This is a genomic window from Clostridium simiarum (assembly GCF_018919175.1).
GTDB classification, from domain to species: domain Bacteria; phylum Bacillota; class Clostridia; order Clostridiales; family Clostridiaceae; genus Clostridium_L; species Clostridium_L simiarum.
Window position 1 is genome coordinate 516,226 of record NZ_JAHLQL010000001.1, and the last position, 16,595, is coordinate 532,820.

Here is a 16,595-nt window from a genome sequence, read left to right on the forward strand (position 1 = left end):
TGAAAGGTCCTTTATGTTACTAATTCTTGAAGGTAGCTTTTGAGCATCTTTGCTGAAATTGTAGTAGGTAAAGACGGTGTTTTGCCGTTATGTTTTAAGAGCCATTTAATTATTAAATGGGAAAAAAGGTGGTACCACGGGCCCTCGTCCTTTTATAGGATGAAGGCTCTTTTTTTATTGTTTCAAAAAACAATAAAATTATTATTTTTAGAAGCAACTTATACTTAAGTGTTTTATAGTTAAAGTTTAAAAGTAAATCAGGAGGTATTAATATGACTGAAAAAAAGAATTTAAACACCACATATAACCCTAAAGAATTTGAAGAGAGAATATACAAAGTATGGGAAGAAAAAAAATATTTTACTCCTAAGGTGGATAAAAATAAAAAGCCTTATACTATAATAATGCCACCACCTAATATTACAGGAAAGCTTCACTTAGGTCACGCTCTTGATAATACCCTTCAAGATATGTTAATAAGATTTAAAAGAATGCAAGGGTATAATGCTCTTTGGTTACCTGGTGAAGATCATGCCAGTATAGCAACAGAGGTTAAGGTAGAAAATGAACTATTAAAAAAAGGCATCAAAAAGAAAGAGATTGGCAGAGAAGCCTTTTTAGAAAAGGTTTGGGAGTGGACCGATGAATACAGAGATAGAATAAGATCACAGATTAAGCAGATGGGATGTTCAGTAGATTTTACTAGAGAAAGTTTTACTATGGATGAAAGATTGAATAAGGCTGTAAAGCATGTTTTTGTAAAGCTTTATGAAGAGGGACTTGTGTATCAAGGAAATAGAATTACAAACTGGTGTCCAAAATGTGTTACAGCTATTTCAGATGCGGAAATAGAGCATAAAGAACAACAAGGTAACTTCTGGCACATAAAATATCCTTTAGTTGGTACAGATAGATATCTAGAAATAGCAACTACAAGACCTGAAACTATGCTGGGCGATACTGCTGTAGCTGTAAATCCCAAGGATGAAAGATATAAAGATTTAGTAGGAAAAATGCTATTACTACCTTTAGTAAATAGAGAGATTCCTATTATAGCTGATGATTATGTGGATATGGAATTTGGAACTGGAGCTGTTAAAATAACCCCAGCACATGATCCTAATGACTATGAGGTAGGTAAAAGACATAACCTAAAAGAAATAAAGGTAATGGATGATAAGGGTCATATAAATGAGTTCGGAGGAAAATATAAGGGACTTGAAAGATATGAAGCTAGAAAGGCTATAGTAGAGGATTTAAAAAAAGAAGGATACTTAGTTAAGATAAAGGAACACGTACACAACGTAGGTTTTCATGATAGATGTGGTATAGTAGTTGAACCTATAATATCAAAACAATGGTACGTGAAAATGGAAGGTTTAGCACAACCTGCAATAAAGGCTGTAAAGGATGGAAAAACTAAGTTTATACCAGAAAGATTTGAAAAGGTATATTATAACTGGATGGAAAACATACAGGACTGGTGTATATCAAGGCAACTATGGTGGGGACATAGAATTCCAGTTTGGTACTGTCAGTGTGGAGAGATAATTGTTAGTGAAGATACGCCAAATTGCTGCTCTAAATGTGGAAGCAATAATTTAAAGCAGGATTCTGATGTGTTGGATACTTGGTTTAGTTCAGCCCTTTGGCCTTTTTCCACATTGGGATGGCCAGAAAAAACCGAAGATTTAGAGTATTTTTATCCTACAGATACTTTGGTAACAGGATATGATATCATATTCTTTTGGGTAGCTAGAATGGTATTTTCAGGGATACACAATCTTGGAGAGGTACCTTTCAAAAATGTGTTTATGCATGGTATGGTAAGAGATTCAGAAGGTAGAAAAATGTCTAAATCCCTTGGAAATGGAGTAGATCCATTAGAAGTTATAGATAATTATGGGGCAGATGCATTAAGATTTATGCTTGTTACAGGTAATGCACCAGGAAACGACATAAGATTCTATCCTGAAAGAGTTGAATCTGCAAGAAACTTTGCAAATAAGATTTGGAATGCATCTAGATTTGTTATGATGAATTTAGATGAGGAATTAATGAATAAATATAAAGACTGCAAAGAATACAGTTTAGCTGATAAATGGATATTATCCAACATGAATAGACTTGTAAAAGAAGTAACAGAGAATATGGATAAGTTTGAGCTAGGCATTGCTCTTCAAAAGATATATGACTTCATATGGACAGAATTCTGTGATTGGTACATTGAACTTGTTAAACCTGTATTGTATGGAGAGGATGAAAAACAAAAGGGAGTTACTTTTAATGTGCTATATAGAGTTCTTACTACATCATTACAACTATTACACCCTGTAATGCCATTTATTACTGAAGAAATATATACACATTTAAATAATGAATATGAATCCATAACTATATCTTCATGGCCTCAATATGATGAAAGTATATCCTATGAAAAATCTGAGATTGAAATGTCTTATATCATAGAAGGAATAAAGGGTTTAAGAAATGTAAGAGCAGAGATGAACGTTCCACCATCAAGAAAGGCTAAAGTTCTTGCATATGTATTAGATGAAGCTAAAGAGGCCTTTGCTGGTGGTAAAACTTATTTTGAAAAGTTAGCTTCTGCTAGTGAAGTTGAAATTATAAAAGATAAGAGTAATTTACCAGATAATCTAGTTTCTCTAGTAGTTAAAGGTGGAGAACTGTTTATTCCTTTATTGGATTTAGTTGATAAAGAAAAGGAACTAGAAAGATTAAATAAGGAAAAAGAAAAGCTTCAATCTGAAATTGAAAGAGTTGAAAAAAAGCTTTCTAATGAAAAATTTGTATCCAAGGCTCCTGAGGCGGTAGTAGAAGAGGAAAAGGCTAAGGGTGAAAAATATAAGACTATGTTAGATGCTGTTTTAGGAAGAATTGAAAGCTTGAAATAATCGCTTAGTTCTATTTAACCTGTTTAAGAAAAGTAACAAATAAATTGACAATATAATAAATTATACCTAAGATATAAGTAGGAAAATGAAGGAATAAATTCATTTTCCTACTTATATGTTTAAAATAGTTTTAATATTTGCATAAGATTAAAGGGGGTGAATTAATTGACTGATAATAATACAGAGAATTTAATGACCTATAAACAAGCTATGAGTTACATAAGGGATACAGCTAAGTTTGGTAATAACTATGGATTATCAAGGACAGAAAAGATTTTAGAATTATTAGGAAATCCTCATAAAAATATAAAGTGTATACATATAGCTGGTACTAATGGTAAGGGATCAACTACAGCCATGATAAACGAGATATTATGCAGAGCAGGATATAAGGTAGGTATGTATACTTCTCCTTATTTAGAGGAGTTTGAAGAGAGGATTCAAATTAATAATGAGAATATTTCAAGGAATGATTTAGCTAAAATAGTCACAGAAGTATCTAGAGCTGTAGATAAGGTAATACTTTTAGGATATGAACATCCTACAGAGTTTGAAATAATAACCTGTGCCATGTATTTACACTTTTATTTAAAGAAAGTAGATTACGCAGTAATTGAAGTAGGATTAGGTGGTAGACTAGATTCTACAAATGTTATAAATCCTATAATATCAGTTATAAGTTCTATTAGTTATGATCACATGAATATTTTAGGGTCAACATTAAAAGAAATTGCAGGAGAAAAAGCAGGTATAATTAAAGATAAGGTTCCAGTTATATGTTATCCCCAACAAGAAGAAGCCTTTCAAGTTATAAAGGATAAATGTATAGAAAAACATTGTGAGTTAATATCTTTCGAAAAGAATTCAGTAAAATTTATTCATGTGATCGAAAGAAAGTGTTCTTTAGCCCAATTATTAGAGTTACATACAAATAAGAATAGTTACAATATAGAGCTATCACTTTTAGGGGAACATCAATTATTGAATTGTGCTCTTGCAGTAAATACTATTGAAAAACTCTGTGAAATTGAAAATATACAAATATCAAAAGATGTGGTGTTAGGGGCTCTTTCTAAGGTAAAATGGCCAGGAAGGCTAGAGATTATGAAATTTTCTCCTAAGGTGGTTATTGATGGTGCTCATAATATAGATGGAATAATAAAATTGAGAAATAGCATAACAAAGTATTTTAAATATGATAATATAATTCTTATATTAGGTATACTGGCTGATAAGGAAGTAGAAAAGATGATACAAGCCTTAGCTCCTTTAAGTAAGAAGATTATAGCAGTAACACCTCACAGTGAAAGAGGAGAGATGGCTTCAGAATTAGAAAAACATATTAAAAACTATAATAAGAACTGTGAAGCTATGGAGGACTATAGGGAAGCTTACAAAAAGGCTCTAACTTATGCTTCAAAAGAAGATATAGTTGTAATATCAGGTTCTTTATACATGATTGGTGATATGAGAAAAATAATAAAAGATTTAGATAATAATTAATTTTTGAAGACATAAATTTTATACATTATTTAAAGGTTATTTTTAATATATAATACAACAAAGCTTGCTATTTAAATTTACTGAAATAGCAAGCTTTACTTATTTAAAGGGTTACTTTATTTATTTAAAACTAATGTTTCTATAGCTATAGAAAGTTGATCTGGACAGGAAGTGGATTTAGAGCCACACTTTATGCCTTTTAGTCTCTTGGCAGCTTCTTCAACAGTCATACCTTCTACTAAACTAGATATGCCTATTAGATTTCCAGGACACCCTCCTTGAAAATTAACATTAGTAATCTTGTCATCCACCACTTCAAAGGTTATATTTTTTGAGCAAACACCTTTAGTATTGTAATTATACATATTTTTAAATCTCTCCTTTAAGTAAAATATAATATCATTTAAATTATAAGTCATATTAGTAAATAAATAAACCTATTTAAAATCATATTATCCAATTATTATTAATTACATATAATGAGTATTATAGTCTTAAGAAAGGAGGTGAAAAGCTACTTCTATGCCTGAGGAAGTAGTAGCATTATGGACTATATCTATATATGTAACACAGGCTCTGATTCAATATCTAAAGTATGTTTGAAAGATTTCAAGGAAAAAACTATTGATATTTACAAAGAACATGAAAGAGTAGGTCCTCATGGAATATGCGGTTGGAAAAGTTATGTATTAGTAGCTAATAATTATAACGATACTATGTCTGTATTAGACATTATAGAAGATAAAGAGATGTGTAATTATTATATAGGGGTTCATTGTAATGATCTAAAGGTGTTTAAGGATCATGCTTATATAGTTTGTGGTGAATCCAATACATTAGTAATATTCGATTTAATAAATGGTAAAATAATAAGGGAAATTCCTTGTGGAAATATGCCACATAGCATTGATATATGCTTAGATACAGGAATGGCAGTAGTGGCAAATATGGAAAGTGATGATATATCTATTATAGATTGTGTTAAGAATGAAGGTTTAAAAACTATAAAGCTTTATGGATCGTATCCAACTAAGGCAGTATTTAGTAAAGATGGTGAGAGGGTATTAACTTGTGAGAGCAATATTGGTATGGATTGTAATGGTAAGGTAAATATTGCATCTGTAAAAAGTGGTAGATCCATAGCTACTATTGAGACGGGAAAATCTCCTGTAGATATATGTATAGAGTGGAGTAAGAGCATGGCCTTTGTATCTAACTTTTTAGATGGTACAGTAAGTGTTTTAGATTTAGATATACTAGAGGAAGTGGATAGGATTTATTTAGGAGGGATGCCAAGAGGGATATTAAAGCATAAAAGATGTTTGTATGTAGGAGATAATTATAATAATATATTAAACAGATATGATATTTATAAAGGAAATAAAAATGTCATTACCATAGGTAAGGAACCAAATGGAATGACATTGATATGATACACTAACTGTTTATAAGAAGTTGCATTATCTTATTATATATTTCTGAAGAGTTTGATTTCCACTTATCGCAGAGAGATATAGCTTGCTTATTCGATGCAACATTTATTTTTAAATCCATAAGCAAGGTGTCATTTTCAATAGCTTTTAAATTTACCATAAAATTATCATTATCATCAATGGTATAATTAGCTGTTAAGGTAAGCTCTTTTTTTATAGTATCTATTCTCTCCTTTATATAGGAATCAATGGCTTCTATTTTAGAAGCGGATATCCTATCCTTAAACATGGATAAAACTTTCTCTCCTTTATCAGATAAGACTAAAACTTTTTTTTCGTTTTTTCGGTCATAACGGATAAAAGATGATGAAATCAATTCAGAAACATATTGCTGTAGTGTAAAGTAATTTATAAATCCGTTTTCTAAAATGATCTCTGTTAATTGACTGTTAGATATAGGCATTTTTATACTTTTTAATATATATAGCACCATTAATTTATTTTCTGCTAACTCTAAAGTGCTCTCATACATTACTATTCCCACCCTCCGTGTATAAGTGAAAGTGTACTCATATATTATAACATAAAAAGCGCTGAAAAACCTCAGCGCTTAAATTTTTTTAACAAGAATAAATATATTTATAAATTTTGAATATATAAATGATAACTTTAATAATAATTAAAGTATAGAAAAATAACGGAGGGAGTTATATTGAATAAAGATATTAAAGCAAAGATGATAAAAAAAAGTTTACTAGCTGTAATACTATTATTTATAGTGGGGATAATTAGCGTACTTCTATCAAATAGAAGTATTGCAGTATCTTCGTCTAAAAATAGAAAACTACCGATTTATTCTGTGGATACTAAAGAAAAAAAGGTAGCGCTGACCTTTGATATAAGTTGGGGGTTAGATAATGTAGAGGATATATTAAATATATTAGATAAGTATAATGTAAAGGCTACGTTTTTTGTAGTAGGTGGGTGGATTGATTATAATAGTAAAAATAAAGATATGGTTAAGGAGATACATAATAGAGGACATGAAATAGGAAATCATAGCAATATGCATCCTGATATGAGTAAAATCTCCAAAGATAGAATTATAAAGGAATTAGAAACTACTAATACTAAAATAAAAAATATAACTGGTGAAGAACCTAAACTTTTTAGATGTCCAAGTGGCTCTTATAATGACTTGCTTATTGAAACTGCAGAGAGACTTAATTATTACGTAATTCAGTGGGATGTAGATAGCATAGATTGGAAGTCTGAAGGAGCAGAGGTTGAATATAATAGGGTTATAAGTAAAACAAAACCAGGATCTATATTATTATTTCATAATGATGCTAAATATACTCCTTACAATATACCTAGAATTGTTGAATATTTTAAGTCTCAAGAATATGAATTAGTTAAGGTTTCTGATTTGATATACAAAGAAAATTATATTATTGATGGGGAAGGAAGGCAGAAGATTAAATAATTACTAAATTCTTGAAAAAAATTATATCTATGTATATAATGTAAGAGTATGTGTGGATTATAAAAAAAGTAGTAATAATTTTATATATAGTAGAATATTTTAATTATGTAAGATGATTAAAAAAACCAAGGGAGAGAGAGGGGTTAAGATGGATAATTTGATGTTAAACAATAAAATCTATTTAGAGGGAAAGATTCTTTCGCCTTTAGAGTTCAGTCATGAGATGTATGGAGAGGGTTTTTATACATTTTATTTAGACGTTATGAGACTTAGTGATGCCAGTGATGTTTTATCCATTACAATATCTGAAAGGTTAATGACTGGAGTGAATTTTGAAATAGGTTCTGAAGTAATTGTAGAGGGGCAATTGAGATCTTATAACAAGTTTATTGATGGCTCTAACAGACTTATTTTAACGGTTTTTGCTAGAAATATTGAACCTTGTATAGAGAGAAGTAAAAATCCTAATGAAATATTTTTAGATGGATTTATATGTAAAGAGCCAGTATATAGAACCACTCCTTTTGGAAGGGAAATAGCAGATATTTTATTAGCTGTAAATAGACCTTATAATAAATCTGATTATATACCTACTATAGCTTGGGGAAGGAACTCAAGGTTTTGTCAAACTTTAGAGGTGGGAGATAATATTAGGATCTGGGGGAGACTTCAAAGTAGAGAATATCAAAAGAAATTATCTGAAAACGACTATATTAAAAAAGTAGCTTATGAGGTTTCTATATCTAAAATGGAAAGAGTCACAAAAGAGGATTCTTCTACTGAAGAATTAGGACACAGTGAGGAAGTAGTTTAAAGGAAAAAAGGTATCTCATTATTATTGAGATACCTTTTTTCACATAAGCTATTTTCTTAAATCCTCTAAAATTTGAGTTTTATCTTTTGTTTGATCATCTACAATTTTTATAACTTTTGCAGGAGTACCAGCTACAACTACTCCAGCTGGTACGTCTTCAACTACTACAGATCCAGCTGCTACCACAGAACCTTTTCCAATTTTTACACCTTCTAATATGACTGCATTAGCGCCTATTAATACATCATCACAAATCTCGCAAGGGCTTTTGCTAGGTGGTTCTAAAACCCCAGCAACAACTGCACCTGCTCCAAGATGAACTCTTTTTCCTAATTTTCCACGAGCTCCAACTACAGCATTCATGTCTACCATAGAGCCTTCACCGATTTCAGCTCCTATGTTTATAATTGCTCCCATCATTATAACTGCATTTTTACCTATAGAAACCTTATCTCTTATAACAGCACCTGGTTCTATTCGAGCATCTATATTTAGAAGATTCATAAGAGGTATTGCGGAGTTTCTTCTATCATTTTCTATTCTAAAGTTTTTTATATTATCTTTATTATCAAGTATAAAATTTGATATTTCATCACTTTCACCAAAAAGCACATATATTCCTTCTGCTCCATACCATTCTATATTGCCTGTAGGACAATGGTCTAGTTTACCATTTATATAAGCTTTTACAGGAGTAGACTTTTTAGATTCTTTTATGTATCTTGCAATTTCATATGGATCTGTTAAATCATAATTCATAGGTTTAAATCATCCTTTCTAAATATGTTTTAAAGTATATAGTTATTATAATAAAGAACATACATACTTTAAAGGGTTTTAATATATATTATTTTTATAAAAATAATATATATTAAGAGAAATGAATTTTAGTAAATAATATAATATAATAGATTATACCATATTATACAGACAATATTCTAAAGAAAGAGGTAACTTTTATGAATAAAAATGTTAAAGATGTTGAAATTTCAGGAATAAGAAAATTTTTTAATAAAGTATCAAAAGTTGATGGAGCTATTTCTTTAACTTTGGGACAGCCTGATTTTCCGGTACCAGATCCATTAAAAGAAGCTATAATTAAGGCTTTAAATGAAGATAAAACTCAATATACACCTAATAGTGGAATATACCCACTTAGGAATAAAATAAGTGAGTATTTAGCTACAATGAATATTAATTATGATGCAGAAGAGGTTTGCATAACTGTAGGAGGAAGCGAAGGATTATTTTCTGTATTGATGGCTGTTTTAAACAAAGGAGATAAGGTTTTAATTCCTAATCCTTCTTATCCAGCCTATGAAGGTATAGCAAATATTTTAGGTGCCACAGTGGTGAATTATAGTTTAAAAGGAGACTTTTCTATAGACATAGAAGATTTAGAAAAAAAATTAAAAGATGATGTAAAAGCTATAGTTTTATCCTTTCCATCTAACCCTACAGGAGCTGTATTAAGTAAAGAGGATATGCAAGACTTACATAATCTACTTAAAAAAAGTTCTGTTACTATAATTACTGATGAGATATATAGTTCTGTTATTTTTAATGAGGAGTACTATTCCATAGCTCAATATGAAGATGTGCTAGATAGAGTAATTTTAGTTAGTGGTTTTTCTAAGATGTTTTCTATGACAGGCCTTAGGGTAGGTTATGTTTGTGCAAAAGAAAAATATATGAAAGAATTTTTAAAGGTCCATCAATATAATGTTTCATCTGCTCCATCTATTGTACAATGGGGGTTATATGAAGGGTTTGATGAAGGGTTGAAATCTGTAAGTGTAATGAAAAATGAGTTCAAAATAAGAAGGGATTATGTATATAATAGGCTCCAAAACATGGGGCTTTTATGCACTTTACCTCAAGGAGCATTTTATATATTTCCATCCATTAAGAAATTTGGGCTAAGTAGTGAAGAATTTTGCACTAAATTATTAGAAGAGGTAAAAGTGGCTTGTGTTCCAGGTTCTGCTTTTGGTTCTCTAGGAGAAGGGCATATAAGAATTTCTTATTGTTACCATATGGATACCTTAGAAAAGTCTTTAAATATACTGGAGGAATGGTTAAAGCAATATAATAAGCAAATGATTTAAAAAGGTTCCGTTGAAAATAATTAATAATATGTTAAAATATTGTATCAAAATTAATTAATAGCATATTATAGTAATTATAGAATACAAATTATAATTAATGATTAGTAAACAAAGAACTCTAAAATTCATGATTAAAATAGGGGGATAATGTATAACGCCACTGTGGTTTGTGTGGTTTTTATATGATTATAGCTGTTTTGGTGAATGGGAGTTCTTTTTTTATTGATACTTATTATTACGGAAAATATAGTAAAAATCTTCAATGGTTTTTATATTAAATAGGTGAAAATGTTTATCTATGTACAGTAAAATCAAAACAACATAGAATAATTTGGAAAATAATCAAGTATATTATTAATATAATTTAAGAACATATAAAAACATTATTGACATAAAAAAACTATTGTGATAATATTATAAAAAATGAAACACAAATACATAGAAGAGTCAATTTCTATTACAATTCTTTACTTAAATTTACAGATATATAAGTTGTAAAACTAATGCTTATCATAAATAAATTTTCTAGTAGTTCGTATTACTTAATTAATCCCAATATAAATTATTTCTGTTCATACTTTAAAATATTATATTATTTTTTAAATTTTCAAATTATTTTGAAATATGGGAGGTGGACTTGCTTTACTTTAATTTTAATAAGGGGGATAGGGTCTATGGTTAAATATATTTTAAAAAGACTATTTGCAAGTATTATTACCATCTGGGTTGTTATTACTTTAACATTTTTCTTAATGAGACTAATGCCAGGAGGACCTTTTGATGGTGAGAAAAAAGTTCCTGAGCAAATTAAGGCGAATTTAGAGGCAAAGTTTGGAATGGATAAGCCTTTAGGAACACAATATACTATGTATCTAAAAAATCTACTTAAGGGAGACTTAGGGCCCTCAATGAAATATGAGGGGAGAACTGTTAGGTGGGTTATAGGATATTCATTTCCTACTTCAGCGAAATTAGGAGCTGTAGCTGTATTGGTTTCTTTAATTTTAGGTGTTTATATGGGCGTAGTTTCAGCTTTGAATCGCGGTAAATGGCCTGATTATGTCTGTATGATTTTGGCCACTTTAGGAGTTACTGTTCCTAGTTTTGTAATGGCTACGTTACTTATATTAGTTTTATCTGTTAAGCTCCAGCTTCTTCCTGTAATTGGTTTTGAAGGACCTAAGAATTATATAATGCCGGTATTAGCTCTTGGTGGATATTCCATTGCATTTATAGCAAGACTTACCAGATCAAGATTAATTGAAGTTGTAAAGCAAGATTATATAAGAACTGCTAAGGCTAAAGGTTTAAGTAGAAGCACGGTAATATATAAGCATGCTTTAAGAAATTCTTTGATTCCTATTGTTACCTATATGGGACCTTTAGTAGCAGGAATATTAACAGGAAGTTTTGTGGTAGAAAGAATTTTTGGAATACCTGGCCTTGGTGGAGAGTTTGTAAATTCCATTAATCATAGAGATTACACAACTCTTTTAGGGGTTACGGTTTTTTATAGCACATTGCTGGTTGTATGTAATTTTATTGTTGATATTTTATATGTAATTATAGATCCAAGAATTAAGCTAGATAGTTTAGAGGCTCAATAGTAAAAAAAGGGGGGTGACTTATCATGGAAGTAAATAAGGAGTTAGAATTTGATATAGAGATGTTCGAAAAGGCTACAGAAGAAGAAAAAACAATTAATGGAATAGTAAGACCTAGTGTTACTTATTGGCAGGATGCTTGGAGGAGGCTTAAAGCCAACAAGCTTGCCATTATATCTTTAATTTTTATTTTACTTATTACTTTAGGTGCTATTTTTATACCTATATTTTCTAAATTTGATTATTATACCAATGATTTTTCAGTGGCTAATCAAAGACCTAGTTCTGTTCATTGGTTTGGAACTGATCAGTTTGGACGGGATCAGTTTGTAAGGATTATGTATGGAGCTAGATACTCTCTTGCCATAGCTTATGTGGCATCTTTTCTTAATTTAATTATAGGGGTGCTATACGGCGGTATATCTGGTTATGTAGGAGGTACATTAGATACTATAATGATGAGAATCGTTGATGTTATATATTCTATCCCTATGATGATATATGTAATATTACTTATGGTTATTATGGAACAGGGACTAACAAGTATAATAATAGCTCTTGCTATCTCTTACTGGCTTTCCATGGCTCGTATTGTTAGAGGAGAAATTCTTCAATTAAAACAACAGGAATTTGTTCTTGCAGCAAGAGTTTTGGGTGCTAATGGAAAGAGAATATTATTAAGACATTTGATACCTAATAGCATGGGACCTATAATTGTAACATTAACATTATTGATTCCTTCTGCTATATTTACAGAATCTTTTTTAAGCTTTGTAGGGTTAGGTATTCCTGCACCTAGAGCTTCTTGGGGAACTTTAACATCTGAGGCTCTTCAAGGGTATTTGATATATCCTTATCAGTTAATATTCCCTGCTTTAGCTATATGTTTAACTATATTAGCTTTTAATCTACTAGGTGATGGGCTTAGAGATGCTTTAGATCCAAAATTAAGAAAATAAGTAGCAGGAGGGCTGTATATGGATAACTTATTAGAAATAAAGGATTTAAAAACCACGTTTTTTACTCATGTAGGTGAAGTAAAAGCTGTTGGCGGTATATCTTTTTCTCTAAAAAAAGGAGAGGCTCTTGGCATAGTAGGGGAGTCTGGTAGTGGAAAAAGTGTTACTATGATGTCTTTAATGAGACTCTTAGAAGAGAATGGAAAAATAATTAATGGAGATATAATATTCGAAGGAAGGAACTTAGTAGACTTAAAAGAAAAAGAAATGGAAAAGGTGAGAGGTAATGATATAGGGATGATATTTCAAGATCCTATGACATCCTTAAATCCTGTTTATACTGTGGGAAAACAGGTTATGGAGCCTCTAATTAAACATAAAAATATGAATAAAACTCAGGCTTATGAAACTGCTTTAAAAATGTTATCTATTGTAGGAATACCAAGTCCAGAAAAAAGAATGAAGCAATATCCTCATGAATTTTCAGGTGGTATGCGACAAAGGGTAATGATAGCTATGGCTATGGTATGTAATCCAAAGCTTCTTATTGCAGATGAGCCTACCACGGCCTTGGATGTAACTATTCAGGCTCAAATATTGGAACTTATGAAAGATTTAAAGGAAAAAATAAACACTTCTATTATATTGATAACCCATGATTTAGGTGTAGTTGCAGATGTCTGTAACAACATAAATGTAATGTATGGAGGATTAATAGTTGAAAAAGGTAGTAAAAGGGATATTTTTTATTCACCTAAGCATCCATATACTTGGGGATTACTTAAAAGCGTTCCAAATCCTAAAAATATAGTAAAAGAGAGATTGAAGCCTATTGACGGACAACCTCCAGATTTATTAAAACCTCCAGTAGGGTGTCCTTTTGCTCCAAGATGTGAATATGCAATGAAGATATGTTTATCAGAAAGGCCTCCTTTCTTTAGTATTGATGAAGATCATTCTGCTGCCTGTTGGTTAAATCATCCAAAAGCAAATAAGGTAAAAGCACCTGTGGGAAGGGAGGAGATTATAAATGGCTGAAAAAAAGCAAGTACTATTAGAGGTAAATAATCTAACTAAATTTTTTCCTGTTAAGAAAGCTATGTTTTCAAATGGGAAAAGTTATGTTAAAGCTGTAGATAGGGTTACTTTTAAAATCAATAAAGGGGAGACTTTGGGATTAGTTGGAGAATCCGGGTGTGGAAAAACTACTACAGGAAGAACCATAGTAAAGCTTTATGAACCTACGGCTGGAGAAATAATATACAATGGGGTAAATTTAGCAAAATATACTCAGCAACAAATGCTTCCTTATAGAAGGAAGATGCAAATGATATTTCAAGATCCTTATGCTTCTTTAGATTCTAGAATGACTGTTGGGGATATAGTTGGAGAAGCTATAGATATTCATGGTTTAGGTAAGGGTAAAGAGCGAATTGAAAAAATTAGATATCTTTTAGATAAAGTTGGTTTAAATGGAGATCACATAAGTAGATATCCTCATGAGTTTTCTGGAGGGCAAAGGCAAAGAATTGGAATAGCTAGAGCTCTTGCTGTAGAGCCAGAGTTTATAATTTGTGATGAACCTATTTCTGCTTTAGATGTTTCTATACAAGCTCAAGTTGTTAATATGCTAGAGGATTTGCAAAAGGATTTAGGACTAACTTATCTTTTTATAGCTCATGATTTGTCTATGGTAAAGCATATATCAAATAAAATTGGTGTAATGTACTTAGGTAGAATGGTGGAAATGGGGGAGAGTAATGAACTCTATACCCATCCTCTACATCCTTATACTCAGGCTTTACTTTCTTCGATACCTATACCAGATCCGGATGAATCGGAAGCTAAAAAAAGAATAGTTTTAGAAGGTGAAATACCATCCCCTATAGATCCACCGCCTGGATGTAGATTTAAGGGGAGATGTAAGTATGCAAAACCTATATGCTCTGAAGAAGATCCAGAATTAAAAGAAACTGATAAAGATCACTTTGTGGCCTGTCACCTATATTAATATATATCAATTTTAGGAGGTGAACATAGGAAAAACAAAGTAGAAAAGAATAAAGTTTATTATAAAGGGGGAAAGAAAATGTTAAAAAGAAATAAAAGAATAATAACTTCGTTAATGTGTATTGCTATGACAGTAACCACTTTAGCTGGATGTACCACTAAACAAGAACAAGGAGAAGAGCCAAAGGAGCCTAAAAAAGTAGATCAGGTAATAGTATATAATCTTGGTGCAGATCCAAAAACTTTAGATCCAGCTTTGAATGCAGCTGTAGATGGAGCTACTGTATTATCAAACGCTTTTGAAGGATTAACAAGATTAGATGACAAAGATAAGCCTGTTAAGGGAGTGGCTGAAAAGTGGGATGTTTCCAGCGATGGATTAGAGTATGTATTCTATTTGCGTAAAGACGCAAAATGGTCAGACGGGCAACCTGTAAAAGCTTCAGATTTTGAATATGCTTGGAAGAGAGCTTTAAATCCTGATATAGCAGCAGAATATGCGTATCAATTATATTACTTAAAAAATGGAGAGGCTTACAACCATAAAGAGGTTTCTGTAGATGAGGTTGGAGTAAAAGCTACAGATGATAATACTCTTAAGGTTACCCTTGAGAATCCTACAGTGTACTTTTTATCTTTAATGGCTTTTCCTACTTATTTTCCAGTTAGAAAAGATATAGTAGAAAAAGAACCAAAAGAATGGGCTACAAAACCTGAGTCTTATGTTTCTAATGGGCCTTTTAAAATGTCTGAATGGAAACCAAAGGATACAATAACCTTTGTTAAAAATGAAAATTATTGGGGGGCAAAAGAAGTAAAGTTAGATAAAATAAACTACAAAATGATTGATGATGCCACTGCTTCATTATCTGCTTTTAAAACAGGGCAATTTGATATTATAGAAGCTCCGCCAGCTCAAGAACTTCCTACACTTTTAAAGGAAGGTATAGCAAAAATATACCCATATTTAGGAACTTACTTTTATTGTATAAACTTGTCTGATAAGGCTGAAGGTGTAGATAAAGAAGCAGCCAAGGCTCTAAAAGATCCTAAGGTTAGAAAAGCTTTATCTTTAGCTATAAATAGAAAAGATATAGTTGAAAACGTAACTAAAGCAGAACAAGTCCCAGCAGTTAGCTTTGTTCCTAAAGGAATAGAAGAATCACCAGGTAAAGAATTCCAAAACAAAGCATACTACAAACCAGAAGGAGATATAGAACAAGCTAAAAAACTATTAGCAGAAGCAGGGTATCCAGAAGGAAAAGGATTCCCTAAGATACCACTAACTTACAATACTAATCAGGGACATCAAAATATAGCTCAAGCGGTTCAAGATATGTGGAAAAAGAATTTAGGTATAGAAGTTGAATTAAGAAATGAAGAGTGGAAAGTATTCCAAGAGACTAGAAATGAGAAAAATTATATTATGGCAAGACATGGATGGATATCAGATTATACAGATCCTATGAGTTTCTTAGAAATGTGGATATCAACCTCTGGAAACAATGATGCATCATATAAAAATCCAGAATATGACAAATTAATAAGTGCATCAAAAAAAGAGTTGGATTTGACAAAGAGAATGGAAATATTGCATAAAGCAGAGGATGTTTTTATGGAAGATATGCCTATAATACCTATATACTACTATACAAACGTTATATGTCAAAAAGACTATGTTAAAGGTGTAAGAAAGTCACCTCTTGGATTTACATTCTTTGAAAAGGCTTATGTTGAAAAAAAATAGATTAAAAAATAAAGTG

At 31.0% G+C, this 16,595-nt stretch carries 14 protein-coding genes and 1 other annotated feature (1 of these 15 running past the window's edge); of the genes, 11 read left to right on the forward strand and 3 right to left on the reverse strand.

Annotated features, from left to right (window positions below; genetic code table 11):
* Positions 1-155, forward strand: a binding site (T-box leader); it begins 63 nt to the left of the window's first position.
* A 117-nt stretch (positions 156-272) separates the two neighbouring features.
* On the forward strand, positions 273-2,915 hold the full coding sequence (locus tag KQI89_RS02400) for a valine--tRNA ligase (RefSeq protein WP_216455760.1): 2,643 nt from the start codon (positions 273-275) through the stop codon (positions 2,913-2,915).
* A gap of 192 nt (positions 2,916-3,107) precedes the next feature.
* Positions 3,108-4,418: a bifunctional folylpolyglutamate synthase/dihydrofolate synthase gene (locus tag KQI89_RS02405; RefSeq protein WP_216456648.1), complete on the forward strand. Its 1,311-nt coding sequence runs from the start codon at positions 3,108-3,110 to the stop codon at positions 4,416-4,418.
* A 116-nt stretch (positions 4,419-4,534) separates the two neighbouring features.
* Here KQI89_RS02405 and KQI89_RS02410 read toward each other — a convergent pair whose 3' ends face one another.
* Positions 4,535-4,783, reverse strand: coding sequence for a TIGR03905 family TSCPD domain-containing protein (locus KQI89_RS02410; RefSeq protein ID WP_032121544.1), 249 nt, complete (start codon positions 4,781-4,783; stop codon positions 4,535-4,537).
* A 180-nt stretch (positions 4,784-4,963) separates the two neighbouring features.
* Between KQI89_RS02410 and KQI89_RS02415 the strand changes: the two genes are divergently transcribed.
* Positions 4,964-5,851, forward strand: a complete 888-nt coding sequence (locus tag KQI89_RS02415; protein WP_216455761.1) for a YncE family protein — start codon at positions 4,964-4,966, stop codon at positions 5,849-5,851.
* A 4-nt stretch (positions 5,852-5,855) separates the two neighbouring features.
* Here the strand turns inward: KQI89_RS02415 and KQI89_RS02420 are convergent, their stop codons facing one another.
* On the reverse strand, positions 5,856-6,383 hold the full coding sequence (locus KQI89_RS02420) for a DUF4364 family protein (protein ID WP_032121546.1): 528 nt from the start codon (positions 6,381-6,383) through the stop codon (positions 5,856-5,858).
* Between the two features lie 192 nt (positions 6,384-6,575).
* Between KQI89_RS02420 and pdaB the strand changes: the two genes are divergently transcribed.
* On the forward strand, positions 6,576-7,337 hold the full coding sequence (gene pdaB / locus KQI89_RS02425; protein ID WP_216456649.1) for a polysaccharide deacetylase family sporulation protein PdaB: 762 nt from the start codon (positions 6,576-6,578) through the stop codon (positions 7,335-7,337).
* Positions 7,338-7,485: 148 nt separating this feature from the next.
* Positions 7,486-8,151 carry a single-stranded DNA-binding protein gene (locus KQI89_RS02430; RefSeq protein WP_216455762.1) on the forward strand — a complete coding sequence of 222 codons (666 nt, stop codon included), beginning with the start codon at positions 7,486-7,488 and terminating at the stop codon, positions 8,149-8,151.
* A gap of 48 nt (positions 8,152-8,199) precedes the next feature.
* Here KQI89_RS02430 and dapD read toward each other — a convergent pair whose 3' ends face one another.
* Entirely contained in the window at positions 8,200-8,910 is a 711-nt protein-coding gene (gene dapD, locus KQI89_RS02435) for a 2,3,4,5-tetrahydropyridine-2,6-dicarboxylate N-acetyltransferase (RefSeq protein WP_032121548.1), read from the reverse strand.
* A gap of 200 nt (positions 8,911-9,110) precedes the next feature.
* Between dapD and KQI89_RS02440 the strand changes: the two genes are divergently transcribed.
* The 6 genes from KQI89_RS02440 to KQI89_RS02465 all read left to right on the forward strand — a co-directional run bounded on the left by KQI89_RS02440 (position 9,111) and on the right by KQI89_RS02465 (position 16,579).
* Entirely contained in the window at positions 9,111-10,259 is a 1,149-nt protein-coding gene (locus tag KQI89_RS02440) for a pyridoxal phosphate-dependent aminotransferase (RefSeq protein WP_216455763.1), read from the forward strand.
* A 674-nt stretch (positions 10,260-10,933) separates the two neighbouring features.
* Positions 10,934-11,866 (forward strand): ABC transporter permease, encoded by a 933-nt coding sequence (locus tag KQI89_RS02445; RefSeq protein ID WP_032121550.1) that lies wholly within the window; start codon positions 10,934-10,936, stop codon positions 11,864-11,866.
* 23 nt (positions 11,867-11,889) lie between these two features.
* Entirely contained in the window at positions 11,890-12,822 is a 933-nt protein-coding gene (locus KQI89_RS02450) for an ABC transporter permease (protein WP_032121551.1), read from the forward strand.
* An 18-nt stretch (positions 12,823-12,840) separates the two neighbouring features.
* Entirely contained in the window at positions 12,841-13,860 is a 1,020-nt protein-coding gene (locus tag KQI89_RS02455) for an ABC transporter ATP-binding protein (RefSeq protein WP_216455764.1), read from the forward strand.
* Positions 13,853-14,833, forward strand: a complete 981-nt coding sequence (locus KQI89_RS02460; protein ID WP_032121553.1) for an ABC transporter ATP-binding protein — start codon at positions 13,853-13,855, stop codon at positions 14,831-14,833. Before KQI89_RS02455 ends, KQI89_RS02460 begins: the two co-directional genes overlap by 8 nt.
* Before the next feature lie 78 nt (positions 14,834-14,911).
* A complete protein-coding gene (locus tag KQI89_RS02465) occupies positions 14,912-16,579 on the forward strand; it encodes a peptide ABC transporter substrate-binding protein (RefSeq protein ID WP_032121554.1) in 1,668 nt (555 codons plus the stop codon).
* Positions 16,580-16,595: the final 16 nt, after the last annotated feature.

Excerpts from the sequence above, each read along its gene's own strand:
- KQI89_RS02400 (WP_216455760.1), top strand. The coding sequence starts at position 273 with ATGACTGAAAAAAAGAATTTAAACACCACATATAACCCTAAAGAATTT.
- KQI89_RS02405 (WP_216456648.1), top strand. The coding sequence starts at position 3,108 with ATGACCTATAAACAAGCTATGAGTTACATAAGGGATACAGCTAAGTTT.
- KQI89_RS02410 (WP_032121544.1), bottom strand. The coding sequence starts at position 4,783 with ATGTATAATTACAATACTAAAGGTGTTTGCTCAAAAAATATAACCTTT.
- KQI89_RS02415 (WP_216455761.1), top strand. The coding sequence starts at position 4,964 with ATGGACTATATCTATATATGTAACACAGGCTCTGATTCAATATCTAAA.
- KQI89_RS02420 (WP_032121546.1), bottom strand. The coding sequence starts at position 6,383 with ATGTATGAGAGCACTTTAGAGTTAGCAGAAAATAAATTAATGGTGCTA.
- KQI89_RS02430 (WP_216455762.1), top strand. The coding sequence starts at position 7,486 with ATGGATAATTTGATGTTAAACAATAAAATCTATTTAGAGGGAAAGATT.
- dapD (WP_032121548.1), bottom strand. The coding sequence starts at position 8,910 with ATGAATTATGATTTAACAGATCCATATGAAATTGCAAGATACATAAAA.
- KQI89_RS02440 (WP_216455763.1), top strand. The coding sequence starts at position 9,111 with ATGAATAAAAATGTTAAAGATGTTGAAATTTCAGGAATAAGAAAATTT.
- KQI89_RS02445 (WP_032121550.1), top strand. The coding sequence starts at position 10,934 with ATGGTTAAATATATTTTAAAAAGACTATTTGCAAGTATTATTACCATC.
- KQI89_RS02450 (WP_032121551.1), top strand. The coding sequence starts at position 11,890 with ATGGAAGTAAATAAGGAGTTAGAATTTGATATAGAGATGTTCGAAAAG.
- KQI89_RS02455 (WP_216455764.1), top strand. The coding sequence starts at position 12,841 with ATGGATAACTTATTAGAAATAAAGGATTTAAAAACCACGTTTTTTACT.
- KQI89_RS02460 (WP_032121553.1), top strand. The coding sequence starts at position 13,853 with ATGGCTGAAAAAAAGCAAGTACTATTAGAGGTAAATAATCTAACTAAA.
- KQI89_RS02465 (WP_032121554.1), top strand. The coding sequence starts at position 14,912 with ATGTTAAAAAGAAATAAAAGAATAATAACTTCGTTAATGTGTATTGCT.